Below are 16800 nucleotides of genomic sequence, written 5' to 3' on the forward strand. Positions count from 1 at the left end.
TTTACTGAGGTCTACTGACAGACAAAAAAGTGATCGGCTTGAATGGTATTGAGCGATCGGCATCATGGTATTACGCAAGGCGCGCATAAATAAATCCCTAAAATCATATGCGCGTAGAATATTGACTATTTATGACAGTTTAATGGCAAATACGACTAATCGTATTAAATTCATGAGCTGTCAAAGCAACAACAAGAATGTTAACCCAAATAAAAACAATGAGTTATTTTTTGTGGCTATTCCTAGATTCCTTTAACTTCAGCACCTATAGAGTCGGCTATAAGTTCATTTCAACACAATAAGTAAGTTAATAAGTAAAAAGGGTTATGTTTTTAATAAGGTTGGCGTTTGTGTTAAAAGGGGGGGATTACAATACTAAAATAGTGCTGTGTTATTTAAAATTATTTATAAAAATATAGGCATAAAAAAACCACGTATAAAACGTGGTTTAATCGTATTTATTGTAAAATTAAAGACCTGCGCGCTCTTTAATTATAGTAATTAAGGGCGATCCTGAATGACCGTTCGATTCAGCCCATGATATATCAGCACCATCTTCTAGCGAGCTTTTAGATAAGTTTTTTACTATATATTCACCGCTGTCTAATGCATTACTTGCCACTGCATGACGCAATAAATTATTGCCGTTACAAAATACTGCGTCGTATATATTACGAACTTTCACTCGTGAGCTTTTAAGCTTACTACGTAAACGATTTTTATCATCCGCTGCAATATACTCACAGATAGAAATCGCTAACTGATCATCTGCTTGTGCAGGGGCAGTATATACAAACGAACCGGCTGCAAGCGCAGTAATAACAACTAGCTTTGATAACTTAATCATGGAAAACCCTTTTTATAATACTTTATTCCTATTGGATTAGTTAATATTGTACCAATATGCTCAGTATTTCGCAATAATGTTAAGGGTTTTTATATAAAGTTACAAACTTATGACTATATTGATTTTTTTCATCCGCAGCCATTTGTATTTCATCTTTAACCTGCCAGGTTGCCACTTTTTCGTAATCAGGAAACTGAGTGTCACCTTCAACATCTAAGTCTATAAAGGTTAAATAAAGTCTTTGTGCACTTTCTAAAAATTGTTGATAAATATTTCCACCACCAATGATCATCACCTCTTCCACATCAGCAACTAAATTTAACGCGGCCTCTGGCGTTGTAACAATTTCTATTCCAGTTGCTTGATACTGGTTATTACGGGTAATAATAATATTACGACGCCCAGGTAAAGGCCGTCCAATAGACTCAAATGTTTTGCGCCCCATAATCACAGGTTTACCTGTGGTTACTTTTTTAAAATGCTGTAAGTCTCCAGGTAAATGCCAAGGCATTGTATTATTAAGGCCAATTACACGGTTATTTGCCATTGCAGCAATCATTGAAATTATCACACTAATTATCCAGTATTTATTATTAAACAAAGAAAAAGGAGCATAAGCTCCTTTTATATGTAATTAATTATAATTAACGCTCGTACACAACTTCTACGTCGTAATCATCTTCATTCCACTCATCCCAATCATCATCATCGTCGCTCTTTTTAGCGGCTTTTTGATGATAGGTATCCCACTTAAACTCAACCTCTTCGTCTGTAGTTTCAACGAATTTCTCTTTTGGCATGCTTTCAAGCAATGTCATTACGTCATGAATTAGTGGTTGAGTATTTGATTTATTAATAGCAGAAATACTGTAAATATTTTCAGTTTCGCCTAGCTCTTGTGCAATTTTTTCACATAAAGCTTTTGCTTCGTCAGCTGGTAATAAATCTATTTTATTAAATACCAACCAGCGCGGTTTTTCTGCTAATTTAGGACTGTACTGATGTAACTCATTAACAATCGCAAATGCATTATCAACTGGATTTGAGCCATCAACTGGCATTACATCAATAATATGCAGTAATATTCTACAGCGCTCTAGGTGTTTCAAAAATTGAATACCTAAACCAGCACCATCCGATGCGCCTTCAATTAAGCCTGGTATATCAGCGATAACAAATGATTTATTAGCTTCAGGACGTACCACACCTAAATTTGGAATAAGCGTCGTAAATGGGTAATCTGCTACTTTTGGTTTTGCTGCCGATACACTACGGATAAAGGTAGACTTACCTGCATTTGGCAAACCTAATAAGCCTACATCTGCTAGTAACAATAACTCTAGTTTAAGGTTGCGTACTTCGCCTTCTGTCCCTAAGGTTTTTTGACGCGGAGCACGGTTTGTACTTGATTTAAAACGCGCATTTCCTAAGCCATGGAAACCGCCTTTTGCAACCAAAATCTTTTGGCCATGTTGGGTTAAATCCCCTAATCCCTCTTGCGTATCAACGTCCATAATACGTGTACCTACAGGCACCATAATAATTAAATCGTCAGACTTTTTACCAGTACAGTTACGGCTGCGGCCATTAGTACCGCGATCTGCTCTATGGAAGCGTTCAAATTGGTAATCAATTAAGGTATTTAAGTTTTCATCCGCTTGTAGATAAACACTACCACCGTCACCACCGTCACCACCGTCAGGCCCACCTTCTGGGATATATTTTTCACGACGGAAAGACACGATACCGGCGCCACCGTCTCCAGCTTCTACGCGAATTTCTACTTCATCTACAAACTTCATGATTACTCACTTTAGGGATTGGCTTGTTAATAACACTATTATATACCCAAGCCAACTTAATACCAATTGGCATAAATATTTGAACCATTTTACGAATTAGATCGCTCTATAACTTCGTTAAAGAGCCCGCTACTTAAACCCATAGGTATAATTGCAGGCTTGGGTATATATTGTAAAATAATGAAAACAAAAAACCCCGCAAAGGCGGGGTTTTTTAACTATCTTACTGATTACTCAGTTACGATAGTTACGTATTTACGGTTTAAAGGACCTTTTTGTTCAAACTGAACTTTACCATCTGCTTTTGCGAAGATAGTGTGGTCTTTACCGATACCTACGTTTGTACCAGGGTGGAAACGAGTTCCACGCTGACGAACAATGATGCTACCCGCTAGAACTGATTCGCCACCAAAACGCTTAACACCTAGGCGTTTGCTTTCTGAATCGCGACCGTTACGAGTACTACCAGCTGCTTTTTTATGTGCCATTTCTAAGTACCTCTAATTAAGCGCTAATGCCAGTGATTTTAACTTCTGTGAACCATTGACGATGGCCCATTTGCTTACGAGAATGCTTACGGCGTCTAAATTTAACAACCTTAATCTTCTCACCGCGACCATGTGAAACAACCTCAGCTGTTATCTTACCACCGTTTACGAACGGTACACCAATCTCGATTTTCTCACCATCAGCAACTAAAAGTACTGAATCAAATTCTACTGCTGCACCAGTTTCAACGTCTAATTTTTCAAGACGAATCGTTTGACCTTCAGTCACACGATGCTGTTTACCACCACTTTGGAAAACCGCGTACATAATTAACTCCGTCTGTGCGCCCTCAAATCGACGCAACTAAAATATTCTTCGATAGGGCGCGAAGTTTACGCTACGGCGTAATAACTAGCAAGCCTATTTTGTAATTAAAATGAATAAAAAGTAGCTGCATTGAGAGCAATTCAATATTTCCCCTATTTTATATTAAATAGCCCTTTTGCCAAGCGCTTTTTCACGATTAGTGAAAATAATTTGCCTTAGCTAAACACACACTACAACGGATAATAAATAAACATAAATTACAGCACACTTTGTACGCTAATTAATCAGCTATCTCTCGTATTTAAGTGCTAATTAGCGATGTTAACCGTGTTTTTTCAGGGAATCGTCACAAAATATCGAGCTAGTGCTTTTTTTGTTGTACAATCTGCGCCGTTCACACATAAAAATTGGCTCGGAGATCAATGGATATAAAAGCTATCCAGGCGTTAATCGAAAACGATATGAATGACGTCAATCAACTTATACATGCGCAAATGCGCTCAGATGTGGCGTTAGTTAACCAACTTGGCTTGTATATTGTAAACAGTGGCGGCAAGCGCGTGCGCCCAATGTTGGCAATACTAGCGGCCAGAGCATTGGGTTATCAGGGTAAAGATCATATTACACTTGCAACTATTGTTGAGTTTATTCATACCGCAACACTATTACATGATGATGTTGTTGATGAATCTAACTTACGCCGAGGCACGCCTACAGCAAATGCTGAGTTTGGTAATGCTGCCAGCGTATTAGTGGGCGACTTTATTTACACTCGTTCATTTCAGCTTATGGTTGGCCTTGGTAAAATGCAGGTAATGCAAGTGCTTGCAGATGCAACTAACATTATTGCTGAAGGTGAAGTATTACAGTTAATGAACTGTAATGACCCCGACACCACTGAAGCGAGTTATATGCAGGTTATTTACTCTAAAACCGCTAAGCTATTTGAAGCCGCGACAGGCCTTGCGGCCATTATTACTGAGCAAAACCAAGCCACGCTTGATGCGCTTAACCTATACGGCATGCATTTAGGTACTGCGTTTCAGCTCGTTGATGACGTACTTGATTACAACGCAGATGCAGATCAATTAGGTAAAAATATTGGTGATGATTTAGCCGAAGGTAAACCAACTCTGCCGCTTATTTATGCAATGCAACATGGTAATGAGCAGCAAACACAGCTGATCCGTGACGCTATAGAGCACAGTAATGGCATGGATCATCTTGAAGAAATTTTAGCGGCACTTAAACAAACCAATGCGCTTGAATTTACGATGCAAAAGGCCGAACTTGAAGCCGACAAAGCCATTGCTTGCTTAGACTTTTTAGCTGAGTCTGAATATAAACAAGCACTTGTGAGCCTTGCCCGTATTGCAGTTGATCGCGATCACTAACTTTACTGCCTTTATGTGTAGCTAACCTGGGTGCAGGTTAGCTAAATTCCGAGCAATAAAAAGCCTGCAAACGCAGGCTTTTTTGTCACTTTATTTTGGCTATTACGCCATGAAATCAACACCTTCTTTGATGTCTTTTTTCAGTGTTTCAAGCATGTCATTTTTTGCTTTTGTTTCAAATGCGCTTAGTTCGCCGTAAGAAAGAATTTCTTCTACGCCGTTTTTACCTAAACGTACTGGGTGTGCAAAGTACTCCGCATCGCCATTTTCAACAGCAACGTACGCGTAATCTACAACGTCTTCACCTTGTAGGCCTTTAACTAAAGACATACAAAAACGAGCTGCTGCTGCACCCATTGATAAAGTAGCTGAACCGCCACCCGCTTTAGCATTTACAACTTCAGTACCCGCATTTTGGATACGTGGAGTAAGTGCTGCAACTTCTTCATCTGTAAAGCTCACGCCTTCAACTTGAGAAAGTAGAGGTAAAATAGTAGTACCTGAGTGGCCACCAATTACAGGAACTTTAACAGTTGCTACGTCTACGCCTTTAAGTTCAGCAACAAATGCTTCTGAACGAATAACGTCAAGCGTAGTAATACCGAATACGCGTTTAGCGTCGTAAGTACCAGCTTTTTTAAATACTTCAGCAACAATTGGTACAGTGCCGTTTACTGGGTTAGTAATAATACCTACTAACGCTTTAGGACAACTTGCAACTATGCCTTCTGCTAACGTTTTGATGATGCCAGCATTTACATTAAATAAATCTGCACGATCCATACCTGGCTTACGTGGCATGCCAGCAGGAATAAGTACGATATCAGCATCTTTAAGCGCTTCATTTAACGCATCAGCGCCAAAGCCAGCTACTTTAACCGCTGTAGGGATATGAGATAGATCAACCGCAACACCTGGAACTACTGGTGCAACATCATATAGTGATAATTCAGAACCAGCTGGTAAGCCTGTTTTTAATAATAAAGACAACGCTTGACCGATACCGCCTGCAGCACCTAATACAGCAACTTTCATTGGAATTCTCCGTGATTTGAGGTAGGAAATATTTATGGCTCTAAGATAAAGAAATTAGCGACTAAAAACAAATTTATCCTGCCTATTTTCGTAATATTTTAGACCATAGTTGTAAAAACATTTGGCCTGAATACAGTAAACTGGCAAGTTAAATAAACAACTGCTGCATAATTATTCGTTTTTGTGTAGAATTTGCGGCATGGATAATAAAAAGCAAATAAAAACTATGCAACCACAAGACAAACAGGAAGCGTTAGTAAAAGCATTTAAAGCGCTTTTAAAAGAAGAAAACTTTGGTTCTCAAGGCGATATAGTAGATTCGTTAAAAGAGCAAGGTTTTGACAATATAAGCCAAAGTAAAGTGTCGCGCATGCTTAGTAAGTTTGGCGCGGTACGAACGCGCAATGCCAAACAAGAAATGGTGTATTGCTTGCCAGCAGAAATGGGCGTACCCACAGCAAAAAGCCCGTTGCGCCAGCTTGTTATTGATATAATGCATAACGAAATGATGATTATTATCCGTACCAGTCCAGGCGCGGCTCAGCTTATTGCGCGTTTACTTGACTCATTAGGTAAAGCCGATGGCGTGTTAGGTACTATAGCTGGCGACGACACTATTTTTATTGCCCCAGCTAAAATATCTGAAATAGACTTAACCCTAGAGCGGGTACGTATTTTATTTGATACGGTTTAGTATTTAAAACATGCGTTATAACTGTTTTAAAAACCCAACTGACGGTGCAAAAAACGCAGACCCCATATCGGCTTGAGTAAAATCAAGCCAATGATCATAGCACTCCCCCTCACCTAAACGACTTTTTAATACCTGTTCAAATGCGGTTCCACTGGCCGAGCAAGTAATTGACAGCATTCCTTGCTCGTAAACATCGCCATAAGGCATGCCTTGATTAAGTAATATTGGCTGGCCTTGCTCATCTTTTAATTCACTGCGTTGTGCATGGCTGGTTTCAAGCGCTGGGGCTATAAGAGTGTTGTCTAAGCGAGTGCGACCTATTATTTGCTCTTGCTCATCTAGCGATAGATGCTGCCATACGCTTAGATCGTGCTTATAACGTTGCACATGAATATAACTGCCTTGATCCTCAAAGCTACCTGGTTTATTTATTAACGCCGTTGCCCGCTTTTGTCGGCCATGCGGCATTTTGCCACCATAAATAAAACCATTGAAATCGCGACCATCTAAAAATCTAAAATTACGAATTTGTTCCACCAGCTCTACGTCTGGTGCAAATAACTTTAAAATTTGCAGTGCAAATAAATGATTGACGTCTTCGCGGTCTGAACGTATTTGCACAAACAAATCACACGGCTGCACGCTCATTGCGTGTTCATTATGATTTATATTAGGAAAGCTTTGTAGTTCACTGGGGATATACTCTGGCAAAATATGCGGCCAATACTGTGCACCAATAGCCACCATACAAGAAAGCATAGATTCAGAAAACTGATCGCTAAACTCTTCCTCAATAGCGCTTACTTGCTTGAGCTTTGTACGTAATGACTCATCTTGGCCATCAAACACATTAAAAAATAAATGCAAACCGTGTAAGTTTGCTTCAGCACAAATCCCTGATTGCGCTTGTGCCATTGTTATTCCTTAGCTTATAAATAGATAAACACAGCGAATAACAAATTAATTTATGATTCGAAAAAATTCACCGTGTGGGGGTTTATTTTTATTATAACCTGCTCATTTTGAACAAATGACTGGCCATATTGCGCTGCAACTTCTATTTCTTGTTGTGCAATAACTACAGTGTAAACATAAGCCGAACCAATAAAACGACTGCTTAATATGGTGGCGCGTTCACTATGGCTATCTTTTTTATTGTCGCTCATTAGCTCTATTTGATGAGGACGCACATATATTTTTCCTATATTAGCCTGATGCTGGTGCGCAATAACCGACTCAACTAGGCCAAAAGCGGTTTTATATTCAGTTGCTGTTAACACTTCTGCGCTTAAGTATATGCCCTGACCCAGAAACTCTGCAACCTCCTTTGAGCTTGGTTTAGCAAAAAGCTGTTCTGGAGTGCCCTGCTGAGCTATTTTACCCTGGTGCATAATAGCCAGCGTGTCTGCAAATGCAAAAGCCTCTTCCTTTGAGTGGGTAACAAATACTGCCGACACTTGTTGAGTTTTAATTATGCGGCGAATATCGGCAATTAATTCAAAGCGTACTTGAGTGTCTATATTCGAAAACGGCTCATCAAGTAATAGTAAACTTGGTTTGTAAGCAAGTGCACGCGCAATCGCCACGCGCTGTTGTTGCCCACCCGATAACTGATGCGGATACCTGTCGGCGCAGCCAACTAAATGCACCAGCTTAAGCATTTCATCAACGCGCTGTTGCTTTTGCTCTTTACTCATTTTACTTAAGCCAAAAGCAATATTATGTGCCACGGTTAAATGCGGGAATAACGCATAATCTTGAAACATCATGCCAATATTACGATGCTCTGGCGAGATAAATGTATTGGCGTTACTCACCAGCTTGCCATCGATAAACACGCTTCCTTGTTGCGTTTCTATTAGTCCTGCAATTGCTTTTAAGGTGGTGGTTTTACCACAACCACTGGCACCTAACAAACACACTATTTCGTTTTTACCTATGGTTAAATTTAGCTCGTGAATAACCTTAGTACCGTTATATTGATAGCTCACGCCTTGTAAAATCAAACTACTCATTTAACTACGTTGCTCCATAGAACGGTTAATAAAATACAAAGGGATAAATCCAACCAGCACAATAAATAATGCCGATATAGAAGCCAGCTCTAATTGCTCATCACTCACATACTGAAACACATGCGTAGCTAAGCTTTCAAAATTAAACGGCCTAAGTAACAAAGCAGTAGGTAGCTCTTTCATGCATTCAATAAACACCAGCAAAGCCGCAGTAAGCAACCCGCGTCTAAGTAGGGGTAAATGCACCAAACGTAACGTATGGCCTTGGCTTTTGCCCATAGATTGGCTTGCCATATCGAGAGAGGGGCTAATGCGTAAAAAGCTCGACTCAATCGCGCCATGTGCTACTGCGTAAAAACGCACTACATAAGCAAAAATAATGGTAAATACACTGCCAGTGAGTAACAAGCCTATATTTAAGTCGTATGGCTCAAGCACACGGTTTACCGTATTTTCTAACAGCGTAAGCGGTAATAGCACCGCAATAGCCAGTACTGTTCCTGGTAAAGCGTAGCCGGTGCTAGCTAATCGCCCCGGAATAAGTGGATAATTTTGCTTGGCTATACGTTGATAAAACACCACTAATACACTAAGTAACAGCGTTACTACGCTTACTACTATAGCTACCTTTAAACTTTGCCACGCATAGCTAAAAAACTCACTACTCCATGCTTGATCAAAATAAACAATGGCGTACTTTATTAACACAGCGATAGGTATAACAAAGGCAACAATTAAAATCACACTGCAAAATAGCGTTGCCAGCCAAGCCGACTTGCCTTTTAATATATAAAGCGCTTCACTATTTATACCCGACTGACGCTCAAACACCGCTTGATTACGGCGACTAAAGCGCTCCGCCATTAAGGCTAAAAACAATAGTAATAACATCACGCCCGATATTTTAGCTGCAGCGGTTAACGAGTAATAACCAAACCAAGTATCGTATACGGCAGTGGTTAAGGTGCTTACAGCAAAGTAGCTTACTGTGGCAAAGTCAGCCATGGTTTCCATACTAATTAGCGCTAGCGCAGCTACAATTGCGCCGCGCGATAACACTAAGCTCACCCTAAAAAAGCTCTGCCACGACGACAGCCCCATTAACTGGCTAGCCTGTACTAACTTAAAAGACTGCTCACGCAAGGCTGTTTTAAAAATTAAATATAAATAGGGATAAAGCACCAGTGCAAGCATTACAATAGCGCCGGGCAAAGTGCGTATATCAAAAAACCAGTAATCATCCGGCGATTGCCACCCAAACCAGTCTCTGAGAGTATTTTGTACTGGGCCTGCGTAATCAAGCAAGTCGGTATAAACATAGGCAATAATATAGGTAGGCATAGCCAGTGGCAGCATTAACGCCCATTCAAACTGTTTTTTACCCGGGAACTGGCAATAAGCGGTTAGCCAGCCAAGTGGTAAGGCAATAGCACAGCTTAGTACACACACACCTAAAATAAGTAATACGGTATTAGAAATGTAATCCCACAGCACTGTATCCCAAAGATGCGAAAACACCTCTGAGTTACCTTGTAGAGATTCAAATAGCAGAAAAAACAATGGGGTCGACAGTAATAATCCTGTCGACCATGCAAAAAGCTGCCATTTAGACAGCTGAAATTTATAAGTCATTTAAAGATCGAATTTCACCTCATCAATTAGCCTTAACGCTAACGGACGATATTTACTAATTTCATCAAGTGGTAAGCTATCTTCTTTAAAGCTTCCCCAAGATGCAACTAAACTTGATAATTCTACGCCTGGCTTAACCGGGTATTCCATATTAATTGAAGCGTACATGTTTTGCGCTTTATTGTCGGTCATATACTCTAGGAGTTTCAAGGCATTTTCAGGGTTTTTAGCGTATTTTGTAATAACTGCACCCGACACATTTATATGCGAGCCGCGATTGATTTGGTTCGGAAAGTTAATATTTACCGCTTGTGCCCATTCTTTTTGGGTTTCATCTTGCAGCATTTTACCTAAATAGTAACTATTGCCAAATGCAAGATCGCACAAGCCTTCTTTCACTGCTTTTACTTGCGCTCTATCGTTACCTTGTGGTTTACGCGCTAAATTTGCTTTAACCCCCTCAAGCCATACTTTGGTATCTGCTTCACCATGGTGTGCAATCATTGATGCAACTAAACCCAAATTATACGGATGTTTACCAGAGCGAGTACATATTTGCCCTTTATATTTTGGATCTGCCAAATCTTCATAAGTCAGCTCAGGTAGCGCGCCCACACGCTCTTTTGACGAGTAAACATTACGTACTCGCTTAGTAAGTGCCACCCACTGGCCGTCGCCATCACGAAATGCCGCAGGCACATTGTTATTAATTGCTTCGCTACTAATAGTTTGCGTTAAATCTAAATCTTCAAGTTGGATTAAGGCGCTAAAATTAGACGTTAATACTAAATCGGCTTTGCTGTGTTTACCTTCGCGCTTAACGCGCTCTATTAAGCCTTTATTAGCAAACACTACATTTGTTTTAATACCAGTTTGTTTGGTAAAGTCATCTAAAATTGGTTTTATTAAAAAAGGCTGTCGAAAAGAATAAATATTAACGGACTCAGTTGCAAAAACGGGTGCCGACACAGCCAAACCAACTACAATTGCGAATACTTTTTTCATATTTCCCACCTGAATAATAACTATTATCAATAATTCTACCGTGCCTTACCCAAAAGTGCACACTTTATATAATCTGATCCTGTTAAAATCGCTAAAATAGAAAACCAACGTAAGACATATCCTACAAACGTGACAGCCAATGATGAAAACACAACATGAAAAACCATAACAAACAAAGTAACCAATTGTTTTAATTAAAGTAAATTATTTTAACTATTACGACTATAGCAATTAATTAGCAACCTATACTTCTTTAAAATATCGTACCGCCTATAATTAACTTAACAACCAAGCAGTGATGCTTAACGAGTAAATGGAAACGGACAACTTACTCGACCAACCAATGATTTAGGTTACTAATACAAAACGGATTTTAGGACAGGCTCTAGGAGAGCAGCACAATGGAATGTCTTAAAGGATAGCATCAGGATGATGCGTAAAGGATAGCAACAAAGGATTTACGTTGTTTTACAGGATGTTGAGGAAATAAAGGATACAGGCAGGAGCGCCTACATTACATAGAACTAAAAAGTAATATTGTAATAACAAGGATTTGTAAGAATTTGGAGTTGATTAAGTTCAATTGCAGGATGCAGAAAATTAGAAGATTCCGCAAGCGCGCCTAGAGATAGAGCGCGCTTTTCTTTGCCTAAAATAAATTGCTCAATGTATTTGTACAGCGCCTTGAAGTTGTTTTACTGCAAGCCGCCAAGAGCATATAAACGGTTTAAATTTTAATACACACGTATTTTTCTTCTAGGTACTCATTTAACCCTTGGTGTCCCCCTTCACGGCCAAGGCCCGATTGCTTAACACCACCAAATGGCGCTACAGGGTTAGAAATAACGCCTTCGTTTACACCAATCATGCCAAACTCAAGACCTTCGCTAATGCGGTAAACCTGTTTAATATTTTGGCTGTAAAAATAAGCGGCTAAGCCGTAAGGTACGTCGTTTGCTAGAGTAAGTACTTCGCTTTCATCATCAAAAGGAATAATTGTTAATACTGGGCCAAATACTTCTTCATGGTAAATATCCATGTCGGTAGTGACGTTATTTACAATCAACGGGTTTTGAAAGCTGCCACCTAAATCACTGTTATCACCAATCAATACTGCCCCTTTATCTAGTGCGTCTTGTACTAGCTGCTGTACTTTTTCTTTTGCCTTAGGGTAAATAAGCGGGCCGATATCAACATCTGCTGTAAAGCCATTACCGACTTTTAAAGCAGCCACCTTAGGGGTTAGTTTATTTAGTACCGCATCAATAATATTACGCTGAATAAAGATACGGTTTGCAGCAACACAAGCTTGCCCACTATTTCTAAACTTAGCAGCCATTAACCCCTCAATAGCTGTATCGAGGTCTGCATTATCAAAAATAATGAAAGGTGCGTTTCCTCCAAGCTCCATAGAAGTGCGCTTAATAGTACCTGCGCATTGCGCTAATAACTGCTTGCCTACCCCCGTTGATCCGGTAAAAGTAAACTTACGCACTATCTCAGAGTCGGTTAGTATTTTTCCTACTTTTTTAGCATTTTGCGATACTAAGACGTTAAATGCCCCTTTTTCGAACCCTGCTTGATCGGCTAAATAAGCAAGTGCAATAGCGCATAATGGGGTGTGCTCTGAAGGTTTTAATATAAAACTACAACCGGCTGCATAGGCGGGGGCAACTTTACGCGTAATCATAGCAACAGGAAAATTCCATGGCGTGATCCCTGCAACAACTCCTACAGCCTGCTTAAAGCTGGTTAATCTATGGCTATTGTCGGTAGCAGGTATAACATCGCCATAGCTGCGCTTAGCTTCCTCGGCAAACCATTTTATAAAGCCTGCGCCGTAATCAATTTCGCCCAATGCTTCTTTAAGTGGTTTACCTTGCTCTTTGGTCATTAACTCTGCAAGCGTTTGCTTGTGTTTTATAACTAGCTCATACCAGCGCATCAAGGTTTCGCTTCGCTGCGTAGCATTGGTTGCTTTTAATTTAACAAATGCGCTTTGAGCAGCAACTATTGCATTATTTACACCCTGCTCATCAATATCGCTTACATCAACAATGCTTTTTTCGGTAGCAGGATCATCAACACTAAAGTGTGTGTCTGTTTTATAAAATTCACCATTAATAAACGAGTCAGAAAAAATAAGATTACTCAAAATAAACCTCCAAATTACGTTTAAGGTGTTAGCTTTTAATGCGTGACATAGAGCCAAGGCTAACTTTTTATATAAATCTGCGCGAGGTAAACTCCCGCCTACCCTGCGGTGTACAAACAAAAAAGCCGCTGTATTAAACAGCGGCTTTTATTATATTAATCGTTAAAAGCTAGTGCTCTTCATTAACTATATTAACGTTATACTTAGGTATTTCAACCACTAGGTCTTCATCTCTAATAATAGCTTGGCAACCTAAGCGCGACTCTGGCTCTAAGCCCCATGCTTTATCAAGCATATCGTCTTCTAACTCGTCGCTTTCTTCTAGCGAATCAAAGCCTTCGCGGATCACTAAGTGGCACGTGGTACACGCACATGACTTTTCACATGCGTGAGCAATGCTAATGCCATTTTTAAGGGCAACATCAAGAACCGTTTGACCACTAGGTGCTTCAATTGCAGCGCCATCTGGACACAATTCTGGATGGGGAAGAAAAATAATTTGTGGCATTCTAATCTCTCTTAAATATTGTCTACTGACTGCCCAGTAAGAACTTTTTTAATTGATGCATCCATTCTGCGTGCGGCAAAATCGCTGCTGGCGTTATCCATTTTTTCAATCGCGGTTTTAATCTCGTTTGGTTGCTGCGCATTCTCACGCACTTTTACCAACTCTGCAATTTCAGCTCGTAAATATGCTAGTTGCGCTTCGTCAAGTAAACCACTGTCACTCGCAAGTGATGCCTCTAGTGCTTCAATTACACGTAGTGCTTCTACTTGTTGCTCTTTGAGCATACGCGCTTGCATATCGCCTTTAGCGTTGCTCATTGACTCTTTTAGCATATTAGATACTTGGTCGTCTGATAAACCAAATGACGGTTTAACTTGAATATCTGCTTGTACGCCTGTCGATTTTTCCATTGCCGATACGCTAAGTAAACCATCGGCGTCTACTTTAAACGTAACCCGAATATGTGCAGCACCCGCAGTCATTGGCGGAATACCTTTTAAACTAAACTTAGCAAGAGAGCGACAATCGTCTACCAATTCGCGCTCACCTTGTAGTACGTGCAACGACATGGCTGTTTGGCCATCTTTAAAAGTAGTAAACTCTTGGGCACGTGCTACTGGAATAGTGGTATTACGTGGAATAATTTTTTCCACCAAGCCACCCATAGTTTCAAGACCTAGCGATAGTGGTAATACGTCGAGTAACAACATATCTGAATCAGGTTTATTACCTATTAACACGTCTGCTTGCAACGCAGCGCCTAGCGCTACAACGCGATCGGGATCAATTGACGTTAGTGCTTCTTTATTAAAAAACTCACTAACTTGGCTGCGTACTAATGGCATGCGAGTAGAGCCACCCACCATAATTACTTGCAGCACTTCTTCGTTCTCAATACCAGCATCTTTTACAGCACGGCGACAAGAACGAAGCGTTTTTTTAACGAGTGGTATCGCAAGCTCGTCAAGTTTTTCGCGGGTCACTTCAACCATGTGTTTCTCATCATCAAACTCAAGCCCAACATTAACAGTTGAGTATTGGCTTAATGCTTCTTTACAGGCTTTAGCTTTATTAATAAATAAGCGCAGTACCGCTGGAGATAAAGTGGTTACACCCGTTTGCTGCTTTAAGTAATCCACAATCAGTGAGTCAAAGTCATCGCCGCCTAGGCTTGAGTCGCCACCGGTAGCTAATACTTCAAATACACCTTGGTGCAAGCGCAAAATTGATATATCGAAGGTGCCACCGCCTAAATCGTAAACAGCAATAATACCTTCTTGACCCGAGTCTAAACCATAAGCAACAGCGGCTGCCGTTGGCTCGTTTAATAATCGCAGTACGTTAATACCTGCAAGTTCAGCGGCATCTTTTGTACTTTGGCGCTGAGCGTCATCAAAGTATGCCGGTACAGTAATAACTGCACCTAATATTTCTTGATTACCAAAGCTTTGTTCTGCACGGGCTTTTAATGCAGCTAAAATATGGCTAGATGCTTTAACTGGGCTGATTTTTCCAGCAGCTGTTTCTATGGCAAGTGCACCATCGTGCTGGCAAAATTGATACGGTAGTTGCCCATAGCTTTGTTCTATTTCTGCTTGGGTTTTACCTAAAAAGCGCTTAACTGAAATTAGCGTATTAACGGGATCTTGCGTTGCTGATTTTACAGCTTCGCTGCCTACAGTGATCCCACCCGCCTGATAGCGCACTACCGAAGGAAGCATTGCTTCACCTAAGTCATCTGTTAAGGTGCGTGCTTCGCCACTTTGTACCGTGGCTACCAATGAGTTAGTTGTACCTAGGTCAATACCTATGGCTAGTTTATGTTCATGTGGTGCCGCGCTCTGCCCCGGCTCAGCAATTTGCAATAATGCCATAATATTTTTTAAACTCGCTTTACCTTGCTTTATAAATTAGCAAGTTAGGTGATTAGTCATCAAATAAACTGTCTTCAATACGCTCTAGTTCGTCACGTAGTTTATAAACAAATTTTAGTTTACGAACATTATCTGCAGCAGCTTGGTATTGCTGCTCGTCGTTACTTGCTAATTGCTGTGCAAGTTGTGCACTGTATTGTTCGTTAAGTTGCTTGATTTGCTTTTCAAAATTAGCGATTGCAGTGTCAGGATCGCTCGCTGACGTTAGCTCTTCTAACTCTTCGCGAAGTTCCATTTGCTGCATTAAAAATGCCGGATCTTGCAAGGTTTGTTGCTCAGCACGAATATCGACACCCAACTCACTTAACATATATTCGGCACGCTTTACTGGGTGCTTTAATATTTGTAGTGCGTCGTTAATTTCTGCGGCGCTTTGCACGGCCATTAATTTATCGCGACTGCTGGCGTTGGCATGGCGATCGGGGTGCACTGCACGCTGTAGCTCTAAGTAGTGCTTGTTAACTATTACTAAATCAATATTGTAGTCAACTGGTATTGCAAATAACTCAAAATAGCGCATAACTTCAACCAATAATATTCAGAAATTAATTTCAAAAATAACAAAGCCCTACGTTTATTGGCAGGGCTTGTTTTATACCCAAGTAACTTAGGTATTCAAAACACGTTTAAATTTAAACGGTAAAGCTTTCGCCACAACCACACTCGTCAGCTTGATTAGGGTTAGTAAATTTAAACCCTTCATTCAAGCCTTCTTTAGTGTAATCGAGCTGCGTGCCGTCAATGTAAACTAAGCTTTTAGCATCAACAATTAAGGTAACGCCTTTTGCTACAAATGTTTCGTCGTCGTCGTTTAGCTCGTCAACAAACTCAAGTACATAGGCAAGACCTGAACAGCCCGTCGTTTTAATGCCAACGCGCAGGCCTAAACCTTTACCGCGATTTGCTAAAAATGATTGTACGCGGTTTGCTGCCGCATCTGTCAATGTCACTGCCATGGAACTC

The 16800-nt window shown here is 40.3% G+C and carries 17 protein-coding genes; 2 read left to right on the top strand and 15 right to left on the bottom strand.

Features of this window, described 5'->3' with window-relative positions:
- Positions 1-469: 469 nt before the first annotated feature.
- The 5 genes from J5X91_RS04910 to rplU all read right to left on the bottom strand — a co-directional run bounded on the left by J5X91_RS04910 (position 470) and on the right by rplU (position 3465).
- Positions 470-847, bottom strand: coding sequence for a DUF3718 domain-containing protein (locus tag J5X91_RS04910; RefSeq protein ID WP_011329299.1), 378 nt, complete (start codon positions 845-847; stop codon positions 470-472).
- A gap of 79 nt (positions 848-926) precedes the next feature.
- On the bottom strand, positions 927-1418 hold the full coding sequence (gene folA / locus J5X91_RS04915) for a type 3 dihydrofolate reductase (protein ID WP_208834166.1): 492 nt from the start codon (positions 1416-1418) through the stop codon (positions 927-929).
- A 73-nt stretch (positions 1419-1491) separates the two neighbouring features.
- A complete protein-coding gene (cgtA, locus tag J5X91_RS04920; RefSeq protein ID WP_011329301.1) occupies positions 1492-2649 on the bottom strand; it encodes an Obg family GTPase CgtA in 1158 nt (385 codons plus the stop codon).
- A 230-nt stretch (positions 2650-2879) separates the two neighbouring features.
- Entirely contained in the window at positions 2880-3137 is a 258-nt protein-coding gene (gene rpmA, locus J5X91_RS04925; RefSeq protein ID WP_002957747.1) for a 50S ribosomal protein L27, read from the bottom strand.
- Between the two features lie 16 nt (positions 3138-3153).
- On the bottom strand, positions 3154-3465 hold the full coding sequence (gene rplU, locus J5X91_RS04930) for a 50S ribosomal protein L21 (protein WP_006794538.1): 312 nt from the start codon (positions 3463-3465) through the stop codon (positions 3154-3156).
- A 422-nt stretch (positions 3466-3887) separates the two neighbouring features.
- Between rplU and ispB the strand changes: the two genes are divergently transcribed.
- On the top strand, positions 3888-4859 hold the full coding sequence (gene ispB / locus J5X91_RS04935) for an octaprenyl diphosphate synthase (protein ID WP_011329302.1): 972 nt from the start codon (positions 3888-3890) through the stop codon (positions 4857-4859).
- Between the two features lie 102 nt (positions 4860-4961).
- Here the strand turns inward: ispB and mdh are convergent, their stop codons facing one another.
- Positions 4962-5894 (bottom strand): malate dehydrogenase, encoded by a 933-nt coding sequence (gene mdh, locus J5X91_RS04940; RefSeq protein ID WP_011329303.1) that lies wholly within the window; start codon positions 5892-5894, stop codon positions 4962-4964.
- A gap of 226 nt (positions 5895-6120) precedes the next feature.
- Between mdh and argR the strand changes: the two genes are divergently transcribed.
- Positions 6121-6588 (top strand): transcriptional regulator ArgR, encoded by a 468-nt coding sequence (gene argR / locus J5X91_RS04945; RefSeq protein ID WP_041454781.1) that lies wholly within the window; start codon positions 6121-6123, stop codon positions 6586-6588.
- A 15-nt stretch (positions 6589-6603) separates the two neighbouring features.
- On the opposite strand, the gene J5X91_RS04950 is transcribed toward argR, so the two are convergent.
- The 9 genes from J5X91_RS04950 to iscA all read right to left on the bottom strand — a co-directional run bounded on the left by J5X91_RS04950 (position 6604) and on the right by iscA (position 16793).
- Positions 6604-7503, bottom strand: a complete 900-nt coding sequence (locus J5X91_RS04950) for a Dyp-type peroxidase (protein WP_011329305.1) — start codon at positions 7501-7503, stop codon at positions 6604-6606.
- A gap of 50 nt (positions 7504-7553) precedes the next feature.
- Positions 7554-8603: an ABC transporter ATP-binding protein gene (locus tag J5X91_RS04955; RefSeq protein ID WP_208834167.1), complete on the bottom strand. Its 1050-nt coding sequence runs from the start codon at positions 8601-8603 to the stop codon at positions 7554-7556.
- Positions 8604-10235: an iron ABC transporter permease gene (locus J5X91_RS04960; protein ID WP_011329307.1), complete on the bottom strand. Its 1632-nt coding sequence runs from the start codon at positions 10233-10235 to the stop codon at positions 8604-8606.
- Entirely contained in the window at positions 10236-11240 is a 1005-nt protein-coding gene (locus tag J5X91_RS04965; protein ID WP_011329308.1) for a Fe(3+) ABC transporter substrate-binding protein, read from the bottom strand.
- Positions 11241-11967: 727 nt separating this feature from the next.
- Entirely contained in the window at positions 11968-13395 is a 1428-nt protein-coding gene (locus tag J5X91_RS04970) for an NAD-dependent succinate-semialdehyde dehydrogenase (protein ID WP_208834168.1), read from the bottom strand.
- A gap of 169 nt (positions 13396-13564) precedes the next feature.
- Positions 13565-13903: an ISC system 2Fe-2S type ferredoxin gene (fdx, locus tag J5X91_RS04975; protein WP_011329311.1), complete on the bottom strand. Its 339-nt coding sequence runs from the start codon at positions 13901-13903 to the stop codon at positions 13565-13567.
- A gap of 11 nt (positions 13904-13914) precedes the next feature.
- The gene (hscA, locus tag J5X91_RS04980; protein ID WP_011329312.1) at positions 13915-15777 is read right to left on the bottom strand and encodes a Fe-S protein assembly chaperone HscA; all 1863 of its coding nucleotides are present in this window, start codon (positions 15775-15777) and stop codon (positions 13915-13917) included.
- A gap of 52 nt (positions 15778-15829) precedes the next feature.
- Positions 15830-16357: a co-chaperone HscB gene (hscB, locus tag J5X91_RS04985; protein ID WP_041454584.1), complete on the bottom strand. Its 528-nt coding sequence runs from the start codon at positions 16355-16357 to the stop codon at positions 15830-15832.
- Positions 16358-16469: 112 nt separating this feature from the next.
- Complete coding sequence (gene iscA / locus J5X91_RS04990) at positions 16470-16793, bottom strand: iron-sulfur cluster assembly protein IscA (protein WP_011329314.1); 324 nt, start codon at positions 16791-16793, stop codon at positions 16470-16472.
- Positions 16794-16800 lie beyond the last annotated feature (7 nt).

It is taken from the genome of Pseudoalteromonas sp. K222D (assembly GCF_017653575.1).
GTDB lineage: Bacteria > Pseudomonadota > Gammaproteobacteria > Enterobacterales > Alteromonadaceae > Pseudoalteromonas > Pseudoalteromonas nigrifaciens.

Excerpts from the sequence above, each read along its gene's own strand:
- ispB (WP_011329302.1), top strand. The coding sequence starts at position 3,888 with ATGGATATAAAAGCTATCCAGGCGTTAATCGAAAACGATATGAATGAC.
- mdh (WP_011329303.1), bottom strand. The coding sequence starts at position 5,894 with ATGAAAGTTGCTGTATTAGGTGCTGCAGGCGGTATCGGTCAAGCGTTG.
- hscB (WP_041454584.1), bottom strand. The coding sequence starts at position 16,357 with ATGCGCTATTTTGAGTTATTTGCAATACCAGTTGACTACAATATTGAT.
- J5X91_RS04960 (WP_011329307.1), bottom strand. The coding sequence starts at position 10,235 with ATGACTTATAAATTTCAGCTGTCTAAATGGCAGCTTTTTGCATGGTCG.
- fdx (WP_011329311.1), bottom strand. The coding sequence starts at position 13,903 with ATGCCACAAATTATTTTTCTTCCCCATCCAGAATTGTGTCCAGATGGC.
- rpmA (WP_002957747.1), bottom strand. The coding sequence starts at position 3,137 with ATGGCACATAAAAAAGCAGCTGGTAGTACTCGTAACGGTCGCGATTCA.
- J5X91_RS04950 (WP_011329305.1), bottom strand. The coding sequence starts at position 7,503 with ATGGCACAAGCGCAATCAGGGATTTGTGCTGAAGCAAACTTACACGGT.
- J5X91_RS04965 (WP_011329308.1), bottom strand. The coding sequence starts at position 11,240 with ATGAAAAAAGTATTCGCAATTGTAGTTGGTTTGGCTGTGTCGGCACCC.
- rplU (WP_006794538.1), bottom strand. The coding sequence starts at position 3,465 with ATGTACGCGGTTTTCCAAAGTGGTGGTAAACAGCATCGTGTGACTGAA.
- hscA (WP_011329312.1), bottom strand. The coding sequence starts at position 15,777 with ATGGCATTATTGCAAATTGCTGAGCCGGGGCAGAGCGCGGCACCACAT.
- argR (WP_041454781.1), top strand. The coding sequence starts at position 6,121 with ATGCAACCACAAGACAAACAGGAAGCGTTAGTAAAAGCATTTAAAGCG.
- J5X91_RS04955 (WP_208834167.1), bottom strand. The coding sequence starts at position 8,603 with ATGAGTAGTTTGATTTTACAAGGCGTGAGCTATCAATATAACGGTACT.
- J5X91_RS04910 (WP_011329299.1), bottom strand. The coding sequence starts at position 847 with ATGATTAAGTTATCAAAGCTAGTTGTTATTACTGCGCTTGCAGCCGGT.
- cgtA (WP_011329301.1), bottom strand. The coding sequence starts at position 2,649 with ATGAAGTTTGTAGATGAAGTAGAAATTCGCGTAGAAGCTGGAGACGGT.
- iscA (WP_011329314.1), bottom strand. The coding sequence starts at position 16,793 with ATGGCAGTGACATTGACAGATGCGGCAGCAAACCGCGTACAATCATTT.